This window comes from Vibrio sabulosilitoris (genome assembly GCF_055391395.1).
In genome coordinates this window covers 1,738,732-1,758,600 of record NZ_AP029599.1, presented here as the reverse complement: position 1 = coordinate 1,758,600, position 19,869 = coordinate 1,738,732, and the positions used below count along the sequence as shown (strand labels likewise).

The 19,869-nt window shown below is 47.6% G+C and carries 15 protein-coding genes; 12 read left to right on the top strand and 3 right to left on the bottom strand.

The features are described 5' to 3' along the window. Window positions 1-15: 15 nt before the first annotated feature. Window positions 16-2,376: a DNA polymerase II gene (locus tag ACZ5R2_RS08320; protein WP_464901821.1), complete on the top strand. Its 2,361-nt coding sequence runs from the start codon at window positions 16-18 to the stop codon at window positions 2,374-2,376. Window positions 2,377-2,417: 41 nt separating this feature from the next. Here the strand turns inward: ACZ5R2_RS08320 and ACZ5R2_RS08315 are convergent, their stop codons facing one another. Continuing rightward, window positions 2,418-3,176 carry a nucleotidyltransferase domain-containing protein gene (locus ACZ5R2_RS08315; protein ID WP_464901820.1) on the bottom strand — a complete coding sequence of 253 codons (759 nt, stop codon included), beginning with the start codon at window positions 3,174-3,176 and terminating at the stop codon, window positions 2,418-2,420. A 126-nt stretch (window positions 3,177-3,302) separates the two neighbouring features. Here ACZ5R2_RS08315 and yeiP point away from each other — a divergent pair, with 126 nt between their 5' ends. From yeiP to ACZ5R2_RS08300, 3 genes are all read left to right on the top strand, one after another. Beyond that, entirely contained in the window at window positions 3,303-3,869 is a 567-nt protein-coding gene (yeiP, locus tag ACZ5R2_RS08310) for an elongation factor P-like protein YeiP (RefSeq protein WP_438473488.1), read from the top strand. A 4-nt stretch (window positions 3,870-3,873) separates the two neighbouring features. Continuing rightward, window positions 3,874-4,191, top strand: a complete 318-nt coding sequence (locus ACZ5R2_RS08305; RefSeq protein ID WP_438460075.1) for an HI1450 family dsDNA-mimic protein — start codon at window positions 3,874-3,876, stop codon at window positions 4,189-4,191. 228 nt (window positions 4,192-4,419) lie between these two features. Next, the gene (locus tag ACZ5R2_RS08300; RefSeq protein ID WP_464901819.1) at window positions 4,420-5,145 is read left to right on the top strand and encodes a DUF3581 domain-containing protein; all 726 of its coding nucleotides are present in this window, start codon (window positions 4,420-4,422) and stop codon (window positions 5,143-5,145) included. 71 nt (window positions 5,146-5,216) lie between these two features. Here the strand turns inward: ACZ5R2_RS08300 and ACZ5R2_RS08295 are convergent, their stop codons facing one another. Continuing rightward, window positions 5,217-6,857 carry a trypsin-like serine protease gene (locus tag ACZ5R2_RS08295; protein ID WP_464901818.1) on the bottom strand — a complete coding sequence of 547 codons (1,641 nt, stop codon included), beginning with the start codon at window positions 6,855-6,857 and terminating at the stop codon, window positions 5,217-5,219. 189 nt (window positions 6,858-7,046) lie between these two features. Then, a complete protein-coding gene (gene ydiJ, locus ACZ5R2_RS08290; RefSeq protein ID WP_464901817.1) occupies window positions 7,047-10,079 on the bottom strand; it encodes a D-2-hydroxyglutarate dehydrogenase YdiJ in 3,033 nt (1,010 codons plus the stop codon). A gap of 199 nt (window positions 10,080-10,278) precedes the next feature. On the opposite strand from ydiJ, the gene ACZ5R2_RS08285 reads away from it, so the two are divergent. The 8 genes from ACZ5R2_RS08285 (at window position 10,279) to ACZ5R2_RS08250 (ending at window position 19,808) form a co-directional block, all read left to right on the top strand. Then, window positions 10,279-10,959 carry a DUF3334 family protein gene (locus tag ACZ5R2_RS08285; protein WP_464901816.1) on the top strand — a complete coding sequence of 227 codons (681 nt, stop codon included), beginning with the start codon at window positions 10,279-10,281 and terminating at the stop codon, window positions 10,957-10,959. A 137-nt stretch (window positions 10,960-11,096) separates the two neighbouring features. After that, the gene (locus ACZ5R2_RS08280) at window positions 11,097-11,783 is read left to right on the top strand and encodes a DUF2786 domain-containing protein (protein WP_438460060.1); all 687 of its coding nucleotides are present in this window, start codon (window positions 11,097-11,099) and stop codon (window positions 11,781-11,783) included. Window positions 11,784-12,039: 256 nt separating this feature from the next. Next, window positions 12,040-12,225, top strand: a complete 186-nt coding sequence (locus ACZ5R2_RS08275; protein WP_464901815.1) for a hypothetical protein — start codon at window positions 12,040-12,042, stop codon at window positions 12,223-12,225. A 269-nt stretch (window positions 12,226-12,494) separates the two neighbouring features. After that, window positions 12,495-12,899, top strand: a complete 405-nt coding sequence (locus tag ACZ5R2_RS08270) for a hypothetical protein (protein WP_464901814.1) — start codon at window positions 12,495-12,497, stop codon at window positions 12,897-12,899. A 244-nt stretch (window positions 12,900-13,143) separates the two neighbouring features. Further along, window positions 13,144-14,250: a phosphoribosylaminoimidazolesuccinocarboxamide synthase gene (locus ACZ5R2_RS08265; RefSeq protein WP_464901813.1), complete on the top strand. Its 1,107-nt coding sequence runs from the start codon at window positions 13,144-13,146 to the stop codon at window positions 14,248-14,250. Between the two features lie 170 nt (window positions 14,251-14,420). Beyond that, window positions 14,421-15,773: a DEAD/DEAH box helicase gene (locus tag ACZ5R2_RS08260; RefSeq protein ID WP_464901812.1), complete on the top strand. Its 1,353-nt coding sequence runs from the start codon at window positions 14,421-14,423 to the stop codon at window positions 15,771-15,773. A gap of 238 nt (window positions 15,774-16,011) precedes the next feature. Beyond that, the gene (locus tag ACZ5R2_RS08255; RefSeq protein WP_464901811.1) at window positions 16,012-17,124 is read left to right on the top strand and encodes a YibE/F family protein; all 1,113 of its coding nucleotides are present in this window, start codon (window positions 16,012-16,014) and stop codon (window positions 17,122-17,124) included. Window positions 17,125-17,522: 398 nt separating this feature from the next. Then, window positions 17,523-19,808 carry a bifunctional metallophosphatase/5'-nucleotidase gene (locus ACZ5R2_RS08250; RefSeq protein ID WP_464901810.1) on the top strand — a complete coding sequence of 762 codons (2,286 nt, stop codon included), beginning with the start codon at window positions 17,523-17,525 and terminating at the stop codon, window positions 19,806-19,808. The last annotated feature ends 61 nt before the right edge of the window (window positions 19,809-19,869 follow it).

Below are 19,869 nucleotides of genomic sequence, written 5' to 3'. Positions count from 1 at the left end.
TAGTTTGAGATACGATTGAACATCAACCAAGGCTTCGTGCTAACCCGACAAGCCCGTGATCGCGGCAATCAAACCATTATTGAGCTGTGGCTCGCAACTGCCAACGGCCCTGTCCAACTCGAGATCGAGGGTGAGAAACCGACGTTTTTTATTACCCAAGTGCATCGTTTGGATGCCGACGCACTGTTTACCGCACAAGGCATCGAGTGCGAGATTAAGCCACTTGCACTGCGAACGTTTGATGACGAAACTCTTTGCGCTTGTTATTTCAGCACTATTTCTCAAGCGCAAGCTGCGGCTCAGCAGCTTGAAAGTCACGATATCCCTACTTTTGAGTCTGATATTCGCCTTGCCGAACGTTACCTTATGGAACGGTTTATCAAAGGCGGCATCGAGTTTACTGGCCATGGGCAGCAACGCCACGGCTATCAAAGGATCACTCAAGCGAGGTGTCGCAGTGGTGACTATAAGCCTGACCTTTGTGTGGTATCACTTGATATCGAGTGCTCGGAGAAAGGTCTTTTGTACTCAATCGGGCTAGACTGTGAGCGTGATAGCCGTGTGATCATGGTCGGCACACCAGAGCCGGCTGACACAGCGATTGAGTGGGTCGCCGATGAAAAGGCACTTTTGCATGCGCTTAATCGCTGGTTTGCCCAATTTGACCCTGATGTTATCGTCGGTTGGAACGTAGTTGATTTTGATTTTCGCCTGCTTGATCGACGCGCACAGTGGAATAGCGTGACATTGTCACTCGGTCGCAGCGGTCGCAAGGCCTTTTTCCGCTCTGGCAACAATCAACAAGGTTTCATCTCGATACCGGGCCGAGTCGTGATTGATGGCATCGATATGCTCAAGAGTGCCACCTATCACTTCCGTTCATGGTCACTGGAGTCGGTCTCTCAGGAGCTACTTGGAGAGGGAAAGGCGATCCACAACGTGTTTGACCGCATGGAAGAGATCAATCATATGTATCGCCACGACAAACCCTCACTGGCAAAATACAACCTGCAAGATTGCGTGCTGGTTAATCGCATTTTTTCTCACACGCACCTTCTTGAGTTCGCCATTGAGCGCGCTCGGCTCACAGGTCTTGAACTCGAGCGCTTCGGCGGCTCTGTGGCGGCGTTTACCAACTTATATCTGCCACAACTGCATCGTGCTGGCTATGTGGCGCCCAACCTGCACCCCGAGAATTGGATCGCATCGCCTGGGGGCTACGTGATGGACTCTCTGCCCAATCTGTATGACTCGGTATTGGTGCTCGATTATAAGAGTCTTTATCCTTCCATTATTCGTTCATTTTTAATTGACCCACTTGGGCTGATCGAGGGGCTTAAACTCGACATCGGCAATCAACCTGATACGGCAATCGAGGGCTTTCGGGGTGGTCAATTTCATCGTGAAAAACACTTTTTACCCAAGATGGTGGAACAGATTTGGCAAGCTCGTGATGTCGCCAAGCGTAATAACGAGCCTGCGTTTTCTCAAGCACTAAAGATCATTATGAACTCCTTTTACGGCGTACTCGGCTCCTCCGGTTGCCGATTTTTCGACACCCGGCTCGCCTCAAGCATTACTATGCGCGGCCATGAGATCATGAAAACCACCAAGCACCTGATTGAAGAGCGCGGCTATCAGGTGATTTATGGTGATACCGATTCAACCTTTGTTGCGCTTAATCGTGCCTATTCGCAGCCTGAAGCCAATGAAATCGGCCAGCGGTTGGTGACAGAGATCAATGCCTGGTGGCAGTCTGAACTCAGTCAGCGCTTTGGTATTAGCTCCTATCTCGAGCTGGAGTATGAGACCCATTATCGTAAATTTCTTATGCCCACCATTCGTGGCTCTGAGACTGGCTCGAAAAAACGCTACGCTGGGCTTATCGACAAGCAAGGTAAAGCAGAAATTATCTTTAAAGGGTTAGAGAGTGCACGATCTGACTGGACGCCGCTGGCACAAGATTTTCAACACACTCTGTATATGATGGTATTTAACGACCAGGACCCTTCAAGTTATGTACGAGAGATGGTTGAGCGCACTCAAGCTGGAGAGTTTGACCATCAACTGGTGTATCAAAAGCGCCTGAGACGTAAGCTTGGAGATTATGAAAAGAATATTCCACCACAGGTGAGAGCCGCGCGCATTGCCGATGAGAAAAATGCACAGCTCGGCCGACCGTTACAGTATCAAAATCGTGGCCGGATCGAATATCTCATCACCATCAATGGCCCCGAGCCCAAGGATTATCTCGAAAGCGCGATTGACTACCAACACTATATCGACAAGCAGTTAAAACCGGTTGCCGATGCTATTTTGCCGTTTGTTGGTTATGACTTTAAGCAGCTTAGTGAGCCACAGTTAGGCTTGTTCTAACGCTGGTAGCGAACAATAAGCTGGTAGTACTATGTTCAGGGCTAGCCAATTTTGAACTCAGTACGCTGATAGGCTTTGACGAGCCAGTCACCAAAACTATCCAATAGCCCGACCACCGACCGCTTGGGGATCACTCTGCCAGAGAGCAAGATCCCCAACCGCTCTATCTCAACTTGCTTATCAGGGTAATAGCTCAAGAATACTTCGCCGCATTCGGCTGGTGAATCAATCCAGCGTTGGTGTTTATGCATAACCAGGCTGTAGCTCGCGCGCAATAACTTTTTGGCGATCATGACCTGCGCCTGTGCTTGCGCCGCCCCAGTGCTGGCTTGGGCGATTTTCTGTCGATAAATCTTTACCCAGCTAGCGACATCATTATTCCAGAACTTGCCTATTTCCCAACTCGGGACATAATCGCCAAAGCACTCCGCCAAGTTTTCACCATAGAGGCACTGACAACAATGGCGCAACAGAAACCCCCAAGAGAAGATGCTGTCTAAACTCACCACCTCTTTGGCTAACACTGTCTTTACGTTGAGCCCTTTGATATGACCAAAGCTGCGCTGAAAGCGCCACTGGATAGTGTTAAGTAAGGTTGTGCGCTGATCATCAAAGGGGCGATGGGTGATCACCACAATATCCAAATTGGAGCGACCCACGACGGCCTGCTGGCGCGCAACGCTGCCGTACACATAAAAGCTATGCAAATTGGTCCCAAGCCCAGCCTTAAAAAAACGCAGCGCGTCTTCGACAGCCGATTGGTATTCTGGTTGAAATGTAAACTGGGATTGAGCAAGCATTGAACAAACTAAGCGGCTAATAATACTAGTAATTAATGGTGAATCAGAAAGGCTATTTGTTCAAGCCTTTCCTATTGCTAATACTCAGGGTTATACTTAGCCCATCGATAACAAGAGGTAATATCCATGCCAAGGGCAAGTGAACTTAAAAAAGGATTCGCAATCGAATCTAACGGTAAAACCCTACTGATTAAAGACATCGAAGTCACCACTCCTGGTGGCCGTGGTGGCGCCAAGATCTACAAGCTTCGTTGTACTGACCTAAACACAGGTGCACGTGTCGACGAGCGTTTCAAATCTGATGACGTGGTTGATACCGTTGAGATGAACAAGCGCGCTTCTGCTTTCTCTTACGTTGACGGCGACGAGTACATCTTTATGGACAATGAAGATTACACTCAATACACCTTCAAAGAAGAAGACATTGCTGATGACCTACTGTTCATTACCGAAGAGATCCAAGGTCTACACATTGTTCTCGTTGATGGTAATGCCGTCGCGATTGAACTGCCATCTTCAGTTGAGATGGTGATTGAAGAGACTGACCCTTCAATCAAAGGCGCATCAGCGTCAGCACGTACTAAACCTGCTCGCCTACCGACGGGTCTCACTGTACAAGTACCTGAATACATTGCTACTGGTGATCGCATTGTGATCAACACGGCAGAACGCAAATACATGAGCCGAGCTTAATCTTATGAGCGAACTGATTTCTTACGATGACGTCATCGACATCGCCTACGACATCTTCTTAGAGATGGCCCCTGATAACCTTGAGCCAGCCGACGTGATCCTATTCACCGCTCAGTTCGATGACCGCGGCGCAGCCGAAATCGTCGAAACCGGCGATGACTGGGTCGCTCACGTAGGCTTTGAGGTCGATGAGACTTTTGCCGAGGTTCGTATTGGCCTGGTGAATGAGGCGGATGATAAGCTCGATGACGTCTTTGCTCGTATGCTTGTCAGTCGTGACCCAGAGAATAAGTTCTGTCACATGCTATGGAAGCGTGATTAGCGCCCAAGCACCCCGAAAAGGAGGCGCCAGCCTCCTTTTCTACAGCAAAAATACTCAACGCACGTAAGACTCCAAGGCTCAAACAAACTATCCACCTACACCACACTCCTCGCCTCTCGCAGGGCAAAGCCCGATCTCGCCTCCCGCCTCTGCTCTTACTGGATAGACCATTTACCGAAATAATCTGGTTATAATCTTTCTGTCACAATACAACGATACGAACGGATTATGTTTCTAGAGCCCTATTTTTCAACGCAAGACCAAAATGTCGTCTTCACGCGCCAACAAGCCAGTCACTTTGCCAAACTCGTCGCCGGGGACTTTAACCCAATCCACGATGAGGATAACAAGCGCTTTTGTGTGCCAGGCGATCTACTGTTTTCAGTGTTGTTGCAAAAAGAAGGGATCAGCCAAAAGATGCGCTTCGACTTTGCCGGTATGGTGAATGACGGGGTCGAACTCAGTGTTGTTGATAAAGGTGATAACGACGCTTCACTGGTCGATAAACAAGGTAAAGAGTACCTGCACATGTCGCGCGGTGGCGAGGTCTCACGCAGCCAAGACCTGATCGAGCATGTGATTAAAAGCTATGTAAAGTTCTCAGGGATGAATTTTCCACATATCATGGTGCCACTAATGGAGCAGCAGAAGATGATGATCAACTGCCAACGTCCACTGGTCATTTACGAGAGCATGGAAGTGGAATTTGACCGCCTTGATATCAGTCACCCTGAGGTTGAGTTTACCGGTGCAACCTTCGACGTTGAGGGCAAACGCGGTGTTGTCACAATGAATTTTGCCTTTAAAGAAGATCAACAGATCATCGGTCGCGGGAAAAAACGTATGGTAGCGAGCGGACTAAAGCCCTATTGCGCCGAATTGGTCGATGAGCTTGTCGAGCGCTTTAATCAGCGTAAAGCTGCGTTTCTAGCTCAGGTTGACGACGCCGCTTAAATTGCTTTTTCTAAACTGACTAAACATCCCCCCAACACATAACACAAGGGCTCCGATTCGGAGCCCTTGTGTTATCCTTGCTTGTTGCGCCAGTCGCGTACTCTGCGCAGCGCTGGGAAGCCGAGGAGCATAAACCACCAGTAGTTGATGGCACCTCCACCACCCCCCGAAGACGAACCAGAACTGCTTGATGATGTTCGACTCCAAGTTATATTGGTCACTGCCGCGCGGTCGTCACCTACCGTACCGCTTGCATCCTTGAGATAAGCAAAGCGTACTGAGTTGCTCTCTCGAGGAAGGTCCAGCTCAAGCCGAGTTTGCTGCGTTCCAGAGAGACGGGATTGCTCGAAATCATTCACATCAATGTTTAACTCGTCGAGGTTTAGCTCGCTCGAAACGTCAACATCGAAGCTCAAGTACCCCATCGGCAGTCCATCAAGCACCACAACAGATTCTTGGTTATCACCAATCAATGCCGATTGCATACCATTTTCAACCGCTTGCCATGGGTTACCGTTGACAAAGACCTGCTCGCCCAGTTGCCCAACTGAATCTTTGAGAGACTGATCGGCAACCCTAACTCCCTCATAGCTCACCGCACTGGCAATATTAAAACTTTCTCCATTGCTTTGATAATTGATCGTCAACTCATTCTGATACTGTCTTAGTGTATCAATTTCAAACCGCACCACGACCTGACAGCTCTCATTTACTTGTAACGAACCGAAGGTGTCACAGGTGTTCTCTGTAATGCTCGCTTGCCCCTCACCATCACTACTCAAATTGAACTGTTCAAATTCAACAACACTATTGCCAATGTTACTAAATTCAAAAGTGTGGTTAGTAGACGATAGGCTCTGAAAACCCAGATGTTCGCTTTGGGTATAGCTCAGGCCAGTTCGAAAGCGCGACAACCAGTCTTCAAAATACCCAACATCAGCATAAACACCGTAGGTGCCCGCGCGGCCACAGCGCTCATCACCCCAACTGACCCAGCCTAACTGCTCGCCTGTTGCCTTGACCACAATCGGGCCACCGCTGTCTCCCCGACAGCTATCTTCGCCTTCCGTGGGCGTACCAGCACAAAAATTCTGCTCTGGTACACTGCCAAACACATTGCGACACTCTTGGAGACTGGCTAACTTGACATCGACTTGCTGTAGAGTGTCGGGCAACACTGTAGGCCCCTCAGGGGTGGTGGTTCCCCATCCAGCGACTGTTAAAGTCACATCACCGTTCATATACAACTCATTCAGGCGGCCTTGATTGGAGAGAGTGGTCGGTGTTGCCTCACTGGGTAACAGACTGCGCTCTAGCTCCAATACCGCGATATCATACAACAAGCGGCTGGCATTGAAGTTCTCATGCAGATAGATGTTAACCACCGAGACACGAGTTCCCTGGGCCTCTCTGTCCAAATCGTTGACGCCAAAAAGCACATCCACTTGATCGGCGCTGACATCATCGACACAGTGGGCTGCGGTGAGTACATATCGACCGCCGAGATAACTCGACCCACAGCGCAAGCCACTGCTCGCACTGAGACCGTTAAATATTAGGGCGCCGATGTAGGGATAGGCATTGTCTGGGGCGTCCTCGCCGCTAATAATCCTCGCTTGTGGAGCCTCGACGGAAACGCCCTCCGCCAAAGCAAATGGACCGATTAATCCCAGGCCTAAAACGGCGGGTAGCCAATAAACTTGCTGCTTCATTATTCTATCCTTAGAAATTTAGTCACCGGCAAGGCAAAGGTCGCTACCATTGCCGTGATGCTTGGTGACAGACTGCGTTAGGTGCCAATGGCCTTTTTGATACCTAACTAAATACGAGTTATTTCCAAGTATAGAAAAGCCGCTACAGACGGATAGCGGCTTGCGTTATTGTTTTTGAGAATGAACGCCTTAAGTAAGATGCTGCAGCAATGCCTGAACTGGATGCTGTAGCTTAGCGTGCGCCAGACGCTTAACTTGACTGCGACAAGAGTAGCCAGTCGCCATACAACGATCTTTCGGTAAGCGCTCTAGTTGCCCCTGCCAGCTCAGGCCAAAGATATCTTTGGAGGCTTGAAGTTTATCCAACTCATGACCAAACGTCCCTGCCATACCACAGCAGCCAACCGGAACGGATATCAACGCCGCACCAAAATGACTAAAGATCGTCCCCCACTCTTTCTCTGCATTGGGCAGCTTGGTCTTCTCGGTACAGTGGGCGAACAGGTACCAAGGCTCATCTGCAGCAACATGCTGACTGAACGATTCTAGTCGTGGCAACAACCACTCATGAGCCGTAAGTACCTCAAAGTCGCCACGTTCATCCCCTAATATCTCGTTATACTCATCGCGATAACAAAGCACCAAAGCCGGGTCGACACCCACCATCGGGATGCCTAGACCCGATAGGCTTTGTAAGAAGCTTGCCGTGTCCTGTGCGCCATTAGCAAACTGGCGTAAAAAGCCCTTGATATGTTGGGCTTTACCGTTAGGTTTAAACGGCAATAACACCGGTTGTTTACCCAATTTCCTAATCAACAGACACAAGTCTTCGACCACTTCAGCATCGTAGTAACTGGTAAACGGGTCTTGTACCACCAGAACATAGTTGTCGCGCTCACTCACAGGCGTCTTGCGGATCGCTTGAAGATCAAACTCTTGATAAGCATGATTACGCTGTTTCAAATTCGGTTCGGATAACAGCGGCGTGTCCACATAACCAATCGATTTCTCTGTGAGCTTTTGCACCCATGGCTGACGCAACACCGTATTTGTTACCTTTGGCATCGCCCCCATTACTGGCAGCAAGGCTTCGATATTCGCCACTAGATAATCTTTGGCCGGGCGCTGATAGCGCGTGTAATAAGCATTCAAGAAACGCGCGCGAAAGCTTGGTACGTCGACCTTGATCGGACACTGACTGGCACACGCCTTACAGGCTAGACACCCGTTCATGGCCTCAAAAACTTCATGTGAAAAGTCATACTCATGGCGTTTATTGAGAGTATTGCGCACCCGGTTGAGCATTTTCTTGATGCTAACTGGGGCATTTAGGCTGCGCTGCTCGAGGTCAAGGATATCTATCCCCTGCTCAGACAGTTGACGCAGCCATTCGCGAACCAAGCCAGCTCGTCCTTTGGGCGAATGTCGTCTATCGGCCATCACCTTCATCGACGGACACATCGGTGAGGCCACGTCATAGTTGAAGCACAGCCCGTTGCCGTTACATTCCATTGCCGCCTTGAAGCTGTCACGTACTTTCACGTCAATCTGACGATCGAAATACCCTCGCTTGGTGTCACTGACTTTAACCAGCTCGGCTTGACTATCGAGCGGTGTGCAGATCTTGCCAGGGTTCATTTTATTTTGTGGATCAAACGCTGCTTTAACGCGGCGCAATTGCGTAAACAGCTCTTCACCGAAGAATTCAGGTCCATACTCAGAGCGAAACCCCTTGCCATGCTCGCCCCACATCAAACCGCCATATTTCGCCACCAACGCAACGACTTGGTCCGAGATTTCATGCATCAAGGCCTCTTGACGCGGGTCACACAAATCCAATGCTGGTCGCACATGCAACACCCCAGCATCGACGTGACCAAACATTCCGTAGTAGAGCTGCTGGCTGTCTAATAAGTCACGAAACTCGGCAATAAAGTCCGCTAAGTTTTCAGGTGGCACGCAGGTGTCCTCAGCGAACGGCACCGGTTTCGCCTTACCCTTGGTAGCACCGAGAAGTCCGACGGCTTTCTTGCGCATATTGTAGATACGGTTTATGCCAGATAAATCATCGCAGATCTGATAGCCGATGATCCCGGCCTGATTCGCCGCCATCAGCTCATCAAGCTTGGCGCACAACTTAGCAACCTGCGCTTGGTTATCCTCGATGCTGTCACTGGCGTATTCCACCATATTAATGCCAAGCATCTCCTGCCCCGGCACCTCAGTAAACAGATCGCACACGGTATGCCAGACAATATCCTGCTTGGCGAGATTAAGAACTTTGGAATCGACAGTTTCAACCGACAATGCGTTGGCTTCAACCATGACTGATGCGTTACGTAGTGCAGAGTCAAAGCTGTCGTACTTAACGTTAACCAGGGTACGCGCTTTAGGAATTGGGGTGAGGTTGAGCTTGGCTTCGGTGATAAATGCCAGTGATCCCTCTGCACCACACAACACTCGTGTCAGGTTAAAGTCGTTATGCTCATCCAAAGCATTCTTGAGGTCATAACCAGTCAAAAAGCGATTGAGAGCTGGGAACTTGGCCTCAATTTGTGGACGATACTCGCGGCAGATGGATTCGGTGACAGACACTGCTTGATAGGCAAAGCCATCTTGGTCAGGGATAAGCCCAGACACAGCGTCAGACTCAATTACTGAGCCATCGGCTAAAACGGCTTGCAGCGATAAGACATGATCGGACGTCTTACCATATTTTAACGACCCCTGACCCGATGCATCCGTGTTGATCATCCCGCCTATCGTTGCTCGGTTGCTGGTTGATAAATCTGGCGAGAAAAAGAAACCATGCGGTCTAACGGCGTCGTTGAGCTGATCTTTAATCAGGCCGGTCTGTACCCGAACCCAGCCTTGTTCATGGTTAATCTCCAACACCTTGTTCATATGACGAGAAAGATCCACTACCACGCCCTTAGTCAATGCCTGACCATTGGTACCCGTGCCTCCGCCTCGAGGGGAGAAAGTCACGCGTTCGAACTCAGGTTGACTACCTAGCTTGCCGATCAGCGCGACATCCGTCGTCGTGCGTGGGAACAGCACGGCCTGCGGGAGTTGCTGATATACACTATTGTCGGTGGCGACTGCAAGGCGGCTAGAGTAGTGGGATTCGATATCACCACTAAAACCATGCTGTTGTAGTTGTTCGAGAAACGACATCACGAACGGGTCGATATCAATTTGGGTATCCAGTCTGGGTAACATAGGCTTCCTGCTCCTTGGACACACGTCGGTCCAAGCTTCCATGTGTATTTAAATGTTGATTTCCGTCACTTTACAACATTTAAAAAGGTGTTCAAAACACTATTACGATGCCAAAATGCATCTTGTCATTAATATGTACGTCAACTCGACGAAAAATGGATAAAAACGGCAATCATCGCCGTAGAACATGAGCGGAAAAATGCGAAAAAACAAAGTTATAACTACTGAAGATATCCTCCTCAAACTCTGCCAATCGGTCTCTCAAGTCTTTACCTCTGCCACATCATCCGATGTTTCTTATTCCGCAATGGTGCAAAAAATCCATAAAACGGCGCTTAAACCCGATCTGGGCTGTTTTGTCTTGTTTGATGGTGGTTTTTCCGGCTTAGTCGTGATCAACTTTACCTCTCAAGCGGCACTTGAACTATACCGCAAATATATGATCAACATGGGTATGCCAGCAGATGATCTGGCGGTATTGCATACTTCCGACGATGTCGGCGACGTGCTTGGTGAGCTGATGAACCAACTGGTGGGCGATTTTACGGTTAAAATTCGCAATGAACTGCGCACCAATATCACCCAAAACCAACCGAAAATGTTGGCCATCAATAAGCAAGTCATCCTCTCTGTCGATACCAATCTAGACCGCCCGCAAGTTCGTCGAGTGACCTTCTCTACTGAGGAGAACAACATCTTCTATCTTGAGCTAGCAATGGATAAAACCGAATTTATCCAGATGGAGGAGTTTGAGGCCGACGACGAGATCTGCCCCGACGCCATCATCGAGCAAGCGCAGAGTGAATCTTCGGTTGAAATGCCTGTAGCGTCCAACGTTCGTGAAGAATCTGCTGACCTTCTAGATGAACTTGGAATATAAGCTAATTATCAGAAGTTTATTCGGAATATCTGCCAAGCAACTACCATAGCAATCGAGGTTTTTGCTGGCAATATTTCCGTTTAATGACAAAAAAAGGTAGACTAGCGGCTTTCATTTTTGTCTGTTGTAAAGTCTCCATGAGTAAACAAAAAGCCTTAAAGAAAATTGCAAAGTGTTTAGAGCTGGGCAATTCTGCTAACGTCAATGAAGCAGCCAATGCGATCAAAATGGCTCACCGTTTGATGTTGAAGTATGGTCTGGACAAGGATGATATCGAGTTTATCAAGCTGGGTAAGACCTTATCTTCTCACTTGCTGCCGGCCAACGTCAGCTCGACGCTGCTGCGCATCATTCGTGGCATCAATACCAAGTTTGGTGTTGAGGCGGTGCTACTCAACCATAAAGGCCTTAAAAAAGTCGAGTTTATTGGTGAGGCCGATCGTGCGATTTTTGCGGCCTTTGCGTTTGATATCATCTACCGAGAGATGAACGAGCAGACTGGGCAGTTTCGTAATGGTTTCTCCGGAAGCGGCACCTCAAGCCAAGAAGTCACTCGTCGCGTAAATAGCTTTGTCTCTGGTTGGGTCGAGGGCGCTCTTGAAAAACTCCCAGTGATCACGCCTGATGAAGAGTCAGCAAACAAGATCAATGACTACATCGATAAAGAGTTTCAAAACATTGACCGTGAAACTTTCAAAAAGCAACTCAAGGAAGCAATGAAAAATATTACTGCTGACTACGAGAAAGGGCTAAAAAAAGGTCGCACAGTCTCCGTCAACCGCCCAATCAATGGTGCCCAAGCGCCTAAAATGCTCGAGAAATAGTGTTCTCTGCGTGACCGGCACACCAAGGTGTGCCCCACTCCATTATGCAACTGCGTCTTAATTATGCACAAGCGTGCACATAAGGCTGATATTTTCCTTGTTAAGTCGCTGATTATTCTATACTGGTGTCAACATTTGAAATTTAACATTTTGTTCACATAGTTGTCGCTAAACTCAATCGTGTTAGTGCCATACTCGAACCAACAAAGAGCGGCTCTATGCAAGCCGCTCAGCTCAACCTCAAAAGGAGACTTTTATGTCCACGACTTATGGCACCTGCGATTGGTGTAAACAACGTCGCCGATTACAGCAGCTTAACTACTTGGATGGCAAACACCACCACTCCTGTGAAGAGTGCATGGAACTTGCTCGCTTGGATGTGCAGCTTTTCAACCAAGGTGAACAAGCATACCGTGAGCGCCTACTTAAAAAAGCCAGCTAAGAGAACAGGCTCGCGGCTAGGCAGTCTCAGTTTCTACGTGCTCGCTGACAAGAACCGAATCCCACGCCTAACAAAACCAACTAAAAACGTCCGATTTTCGGGCGTTTTTTCGTTTCAGCGTCTGTATTTCGAGTCAACGAACGCGAGGCAAGCACGGCAAAAATGTCGACGAGAAACTGAATCTTGAAACTGCTTGGGTATTAGGGGTTGATCTCTTATGCAAACAGTACTACTGTATACTCATACAGCATGTATATGGAGACAGTATTATGTATCACTTGGAAGCACCACAGCATCACTCAAACACCGCTGAACCTCGCCAATCGCTACGTGACATCCCTGAGCCTGTTTTTGCTCGACTGTCTCCTGCCTCTCAATCTAACCAGTGGATATTCTTTACCGCACAATGCCCTCGCCCGACCTATGGCGAGTGCCTTCATCATGCCGTAGATGTTGATAAAGTCATGCAGCTTAAGAACTCGTGTCGCTATTCAGAGCTCGAAGTCGTCACAAGAGCACTTCAGTCTGGTAATGCGAGCGCTATTGTCTGCTCAGGACACTTTAGCCAAGTCGAGAAAAACTGCCTGATCCATCTAGCTCAAGACGCACATTGTCAGCTGGTTTTTCTTAGTGACATAAGTAGCTACTCCGTAATTGGTGAAACTGTGCACTAAAGGAGTGATGATTGACGTACTTTTTATCCATTAAATGAGTCAGACAGCAATAATATTGGTTTAGGAAAGGTTGGTTTAGGAGAAGAATGGTTGAGAAAAAGGCAAACGTTTGCTTTTTCTCTGGAACATCATTTTGGTTCTGGTATTATTCCCGCGTTGTAACTATCCCAATCAAGAATTTGGGGTATCAGATTAACCATCTTATTTCGTTTGAGCGAAATAAATCACGATAGGAATGCCCTAGATGAGCCTTGCTGATCAAGTTCTAGCCGTTAATGATGATCTTCCCATTCGCACTGATAAACCGGTCCACAGTGGCAAGGTGCGTTCTGTTTATTGGCTAACCGAAGCCGACAGCCGTCGCCTAATTAAGGAAAAAGGATACGACGTTGCAGAAGATGCACCACTGGCGATCATGGTGATCAGCGATCGTATCTCCGCCTTCGATTGCATCTGGCATGCAGAAGGTGGCCTAAAGGGTGTTCCTGGTAAAGGCGCAGCGCTAAACGCGATCTCAAATCACTGGTTTAAACTGTTTAAAGACAATGGTCTAGCGGATAGCCATATCCTTGATATCCCTCACCCATTTGTGTGGATTGTACAAAAAGCCAAGCCTGTGATGATAGAGGCAATCTGTCGCCAATACATCACCGGTTCAATGTGGCGTTCATACGCTAAAGGTGAGCGAGAATTCTGTGGTATTGAGCTGCCAGAAGGTCTAGAAAAAGATAAGAAGCTGCCTGAACTACTAATGACTCCTTCAACTAAGGGTATTCTGAAAGGCATCCCTGGCGTACCTGAAGCGGATGACGTCAATATCACGCGCGACAACATCGTCGACAATTTTGCGGCTTTCAATTTCTCTAAAGCGGACGACATCGCGCTGTATGAAAAGCTGCTTAAAGAAGGCTTTGGCGTGATCAGCGATGCACTTGAGAAAGTCGAGCAAACCTTCGTTGATACTAAATTTGAGTTTGGTTATGTCACTGATTCTCAAGGTGTTGAGAAGCTGATTTATATGGACGAAGTTGGCACCCCTGATTCATCACGCATCTGGGATACCAAGGAGTACCAAAAGGGCAATATCGTTGAGAACTCGAAAGAAGGCTTCCGTCAGTTCTTACTTAACCATTTCCCAGACCCAGATATTCTACTGAATAAAGAGCGTATGCCTGAGCGTGAGGCACTGGCTCGTGATAATCAGCTGCCAGTTGATGCTTTGATGGCGATCTCAGAGACATACACTGGCATTGCTGAGAAGATTACCGGGCAGCCTATCGTGCTAAGTGCAAACCCTAAACAAGAAATCATCGATGTGCTTGATAAAGAGTACGGTTTGATTGCTCAGTAAGCACTAATACAACCCCCTATCGAATATAGCCAGCCGTAACGCTGGCTATTTTTCTTTCTAAATTCATCAGTTAGATTTGCATAATCAGTCGACTATCTTCACAATACGCAGCCTTTATTATCGTAGAGTATGCTTAATGACTCTGCCCTATCCTATTAAGAGCACCTTATATGAGCTTTTCTTCTCTCGGATTATCCGCACCCTTACTCAAAGCAGTTGATGAGCAAGGCTACACAGAGCCATCACCAATTCAGGCTCAAGCCATTCCTGCTGTTATTGAAGGCAAGGATGTGATGGCTGCTGCGCAAACCGGCACGGGCAAAACCGCGGGCTTTGTTCTACCGATCCTTGAAAGGCTTGCAAGCGGACCGCGCGTGCGCAGTAATCAGGTGCGAGCGCTAGTACTCACCCCTACCCGTGAGCTGGCAGCACAGGTACAGGACAATGCAGATAAGTACAGCCGCTATACTAATCTGAGTTCAACCGTTGTCTTTGGGGGCGTAAAAATCAACCCACAAATGATGGCGATGCGTAAAGGGGTGGATGTCTTGGTTGCGACGCCAGGGCGCTTGATGGACCTGTATCAGCAAAATGCGGTTAAGTTCGATCAGCTCGAGGTACTGGTCCTTGATGAAGCGGATCGCATGTTGGATATGGGCTTTATTCGCGATATTAAGAAAATTTTGGCCCTGCTGCCGAAAAACCGTCAAAACTTACTGTTTTCTGCCACCTTCTCTGATGAGATCCGTGATCTAGCAAAAGGCCTCGTCAACAATCCGGTCGAAATCTCGGTGACACCGCGCAATACCACCGCAGAAACCGTGACTCAGTCAATTTACACCACAGATAAACGTAAAAAAGCGCCGCTTCTGGTAAGCTTGATTAAAGAGAATAGCTGGAATCAAGTGCTTGTTTTTACTAAAACAAAGCATGGCGCAAACCGCCTGAGCTTCCACCTGGAAAAACAAGGCATCACCTCGGCAGCAATCCATGGTAACAAAAGCCAAGGTGCGCGAACTCGAGCGCTGGAGGGCTTCAAAAACGGTGAAATCCAAACCTTGGTAGCGACTGATATTGCTGCGCGCGGCATCGACATCTCCCACTTACCCTTTGTGGTGAATTACGACCTGCCACACGTCGCAGCAGACTACGTGCATCGTATCGGCCGCACCGGCCGTGCTGGCGCGGTTGGCGAAGCGGTTTCACTGGTGTGTAACGATGATAGCGCTGAGCTGTTTGCTATCGAGCGTCTAATCCAGAAATTACTACCAAGAAAAGAGCACCCCGAGTACAAAGCCGTCAACGTCGTACCAGAAAGCAAGCTTGATACCCGCCCTATCAAGGCTAAAAAGCCCAAGAAACCGAAAAAACCAAAGCCAGCGGGTGAGAAAACACCGAATAAAGGTGAGCATGCGGATGGCCAGCGTTCATCGAGCAAGCGCCGTGGTAATAAGCCAGTGAGTAAAAACTCTCGCCATAAACAAGTGCGAAAATATAAAGCTAAAAGTACTGCTCGAGACTAAGTGCTAACCCTTTTTTCGCCTAAAGCCTCATTTCGATGAGGCTTATTTTTCTCCAAAATTCAGTAGCTTTAAATTAGCAGCTCTATTCTCGACCATTTTATCCAACCAAACCAGACTCGTCTCACATAAACTTTGCAACAAAAATGTAAATCTCAAAAATCGGTTAGGTATTGCACTATTATTCGTGATCGTTATCATGTGCCCCCCTAGTTCCTAGCCACATTTTTCGACCATGAGATTGAATCGATACCTTTTTCCTTGTGCAATTATTGCCATTGCAACGCTAATTCTTTACCTGTCGCCGATTATCAGTGATAGCTTTAGACCCTCAACCTATAACCCACAAACGTTCGTCAAGGCCGTTGTTGATGAGGTGCTTATTGAAGAAACCTATGCTGACCCTATGGTCCCAAGTGTGGTAACTGGTCGCCAAAGATTGAGAGTAACCATTCTTGAAGGTGAACAAGCGGGTGAACAAGTGGATGTTGAGAATAGCCTCAGCCGCCTGCACAATGTCCATGTCATAGCAGGAGATCAGTTTATCCTCCTATTACGTGAGCGCGCGAGCGGTATGATCTATTGGCCTTTTAACCATGATCGTGCCGACGCGGTATATTGGATGCTAGGGATAATTATTGCACTGATCATCGGTCTCGCCGGTTTCCAAGGCTTTAACTCTGTCGTGTCACTGTACTTCACTGGCGCCTTGTTAATTGGGGTACTGATTCCCGCCATTTTTGCCGGGCTCAACCCTGTGCCGGTCACGCTTGGTTTGATGTCTATCAAGATTATCGTCAACTTTCTGCTTTGTGTGGGTTGGAATCGAAAATCACTCGCTGCTATGTTGGGGACGCTTGCTGGTGTTGTTGCTGCCGGTATATCCGCTCAATTCTTCGGTGAGATGGCTCAGCTTAATGGTCTATATCTTGAGAAAGGGGAGGATTTGCTCTATTTGGGTGGCGGGGCACAAATCCAGATACGCTGGCTGCTTTTCGTTGCGATCATGATCTCAGCATTGGGTGCTGTCATGGATGTTGCTATTTCAATGGTCTCGTCTTATCACGAGCTAAGAGAAGCAAGTCCAGAGCAAAGTGAACGCGAGCGTCTTTGGGCAACAATTCGAATTGGTCGTGATATTTTGGGAACAATGACGAATACGTTAGTTTTGGCGTTCGTAGGTAGTAGCCTTACTACTATCATGATGGTTTGGGGGTTTCAGATGCCAAGTATGCAGTTTATGAATATCCCAGCGATCTCTCTCGCTATGATCCATGCCCTCGCGGGTAGTATCGGTCTTATTCTCACTGTGCCATTTTCTGTCGCTATTGCTAGCTACATCTACCGTCGCTAACTGATTTTCATCTCCATACCAGCTCACGTAAAGCCCACTACTTTTGGTGGGCTTTTTCTTTTCATGCTACATTTAGCTAGATTCTTCAAGCAATTTAATAAGTCAAAATGTGACGCGAACCACATCACAGTATTTATGTAATTGTGTATATGAAATACACTACATAGTGATGTGCATCACATAAATCATTCATTTTGACGATTGCGCAACCGATTAGCTGGTTACACCTGTGTAAAGTACAACACAAAAAAAACACATGTAAACGATTGCGCAATCGATATATGTTTCAGAACTTACATTTTACACACCTTGTTACAAATGGATTAAATTAAAGGTTTTCCAAAAAAATTTCTTGAGTATATTGCGCAGCGACTTTCCACTAAGCAGACGCTAAAACAATGTACAAATTTTCAAAACCACTTTCGCTGATTGCAGCAGCGCTAGTTGTTGCTGGCTGCAACAGCAGCAGCAGCGATGACAAAGTAACTGACATACCACGTCCACCTGCAAGTACGGCACCGATTAATGAGTGTATTACTTACAAAAAAACTGACGAAGTAATCGTTCTAGCTGATAACCCTGATCTACGAACTCAAACAATTACTATCGGCGCAACCGGTGATATGCACGGCCGTATCTTTGCTTACGACTACGCACTAGACGGTGAAGATGTGAACGCAGGCTTCACAAAAATCGCTACATTGTTGAAAGAAGAGCGCGCTAAAGCTGACAACATGCTGATGATTGACCTTGGTGATACCGTTCAAGGTAACTCAGCTGAACTATTCAACAACGAACCACTGCACCCTGTTGTAGAAACCATGAACTTCATGAACTACGACCTTTGGGTTCCAGGTAACCACGAGTTCGATTTTGAGCGTGAGTTCCTATTCCGTAGCCTTGAGGGCTTCGAAGGCGCAATCATCTCTTCAAACATTATCTGGGATGAAAACGCAACGGGTTGTAAAGTACCTCACGACAAAGAAGAAGTACCTTTCCTTCCTCCTTTCCAAATTTATGATTTCAACGGCGCTAAAGTCGCAGTGGTTGGTCTTACACCTTCATGGGTGAAAATTTGGCAGGCAGCATCACCTGACAACTTCCGTAACCTAGACTTCAAAGATGAGTTTGAATCGGTAGAAGCGGCAGTTAACCTAGCCATCGAAACTCACAACCCAGACGTTGTGATTGGTGCTCTTCACTACGGCCGTAAAGAGAACGGTGAGGGTGTACACCAAATTGCTTCTAAGCTTGCTGACAAGTTTGACGTAATCTTCATGGGTCACGAACACGCACGCTTTATCGAACAAGTTGAGAAAGACTCTGATTACACTGCTGAGATGCTTGAAATCTCAATTGAAGGCGAAGCTGAATTTGAAGACAAAGCACTTTCAGGTCTTTACAACACCAAGAACCGCCACACTAAAGTAAAAGTGATTGAACCGGGTAACTGGGGCTGGGCTCTTGCTAAAGCTGAGATTGAGCTTGAAAAAGACAGCAAAGGCGAGTGGTACATCGTTGATACAACGCTTTCTAACTTGAAAGTGGACGAAGTTCATGAAGATGCAGCACTACAAAACGAAATGCAGTACGTTCACGATGCTTCTGTTGAAGATGCAAACACACTGATCGGTACAGTAGACGGTAACTTCACTAACACCTTTAACGGTGGTGCGGATGAAGCAACTAAAGAAGAGCAAGTATTGAACACTGATGGCCTGCGTCTTTACACCACGATCCACGCAGCTAAACTAGTTGATATGCCTCTAAGTGCTCTAATCAACGATATTCAAATCATGAACATCGAAGAAAAAGGCACAGATGCAAACGACAACCCAATCAAGGTTGACGTATCGGCTGCTGCAATCTTCTCTGATGGCTCTAACCTATTCGACGGTCAAGAGTACAAGAAGAAAGACAGTGCTAACCTATACATGTACGACAACGAGCTAGTTGCGGTTAAGATCAAGGGTAAACAACTACTTGATTACATGGAGTGGTCTTACAGCTACTTCAACGAGTACACTCCTGGTGACATCACGGTTTCTTTCAACCCTGATATGCCTGCATTCAACTACGACATCTTTGGTGGCAGCATCAAGTACGTTGTTGACCTAAGCAAGCAAGGTCGTGTAGAAGACTCTGAAGGTAACCGTATCACGGAAGGTGAGCGCATTACTATCACTGAACTTGCAGGTACTGACTTTGACCTAGAAGCTGAGTACGTGCTAGCAGTTAACGACTACCGCTACGGCACAACCATGCTAGCGAAAGGTTGGATTTCTGAAGAAGACAACCTATGGCAGTCAACAAACGAGCCAATATACGCAGTACGTGACATGCTAACTGAGTACGTTGAAGCACACGGCACACTAGACCGCTCTGAGTTTGACTACAGCAACTGGTACATCAAGCAGTACGGTGAAGTTGACAGCAAAGGCAACATCACGAACCAAGGTAGCATGATTGATACTCGCGAAAGCGAAGAAGGTGCTGAACTATGGCGTCGTCTTCAGGATAAAGAGATTTGTATCCTACGCGCTGAAGCAGGTGCTCGCTCATCAATCCACAAATCAGTTAACATCGGTGAAGATTCAACTTGGTTTGTAAACCCAGCATATACTGCAGGTGAAACTGGTGACGCGCTATACCAAGGTTGTATCTACGCGAACCAACCTAACTAATCGCTGAACTCTATCATCGCTTATATTCCAAGCCCCGCACTCGCGGGGCTTTCTTTATTCT

Bases quoted from the DNA above. Each gene is read 5' to 3' on its own strand.
- ACZ5R2_RS08315 (WP_464901820.1), bottom strand. From the start codon at position 3,176: ATGCTTGCTCAATCCCAGTTTACATTTCAACCAGAATACCAATCGGCT.
- ACZ5R2_RS08260 (WP_464901812.1), top strand. From the start codon at position 14,421: ATGAGCTTTTCTTCTCTCGGATTATCCGCACCCTTACTCAAAGCAGTT.
- yeiP (WP_438473488.1), top strand. From the start codon at position 3,303: ATGCCAAGGGCAAGTGAACTTAAAAAAGGATTCGCAATCGAATCTAAC.
- ACZ5R2_RS08300 (WP_464901819.1), top strand. From the start codon at position 4,420: ATGTTTCTAGAGCCCTATTTTTCAACGCAAGACCAAAATGTCGTCTTC.
- ydiJ (WP_464901817.1), bottom strand. From the start codon at position 10,079: ATGTTACCCAGACTGGATACCCAAATTGATATCGACCCGTTCGTGATG.
- ACZ5R2_RS08250 (WP_464901810.1), top strand. From the start codon at position 17,523: ATGTACAAATTTTCAAAACCACTTTCGCTGATTGCAGCAGCGCTAGTT.
- ACZ5R2_RS08295 (WP_464901818.1), bottom strand. From the start codon at position 6,857: ATGAAGCAGCAAGTTTATTGGCTACCCGCCGTTTTAGGCCTGGGATTA.
- ACZ5R2_RS08275 (WP_464901815.1), top strand. From the start codon at position 12,040: ATGTCCACGACTTATGGCACCTGCGATTGGTGTAAACAACGTCGCCGA.
- ACZ5R2_RS08265 (WP_464901813.1), top strand. From the start codon at position 13,144: ATGAGCCTTGCTGATCAAGTTCTAGCCGTTAATGATGATCTTCCCATT.
- ACZ5R2_RS08280 (WP_438460060.1), top strand. From the start codon at position 11,097: ATGAGTAAACAAAAAGCCTTAAAGAAAATTGCAAAGTGTTTAGAGCTG.
- ACZ5R2_RS08305 (WP_438460075.1), top strand. From the start codon at position 3,874: ATGAGCGAACTGATTTCTTACGATGACGTCATCGACATCGCCTACGAC.
- ACZ5R2_RS08285 (WP_464901816.1), top strand. From the start codon at position 10,279: ATGCGAAAAAACAAAGTTATAACTACTGAAGATATCCTCCTCAAACTC.
- ACZ5R2_RS08270 (WP_464901814.1), top strand. From the start codon at position 12,495: ATGTATCACTTGGAAGCACCACAGCATCACTCAAACACCGCTGAACCT.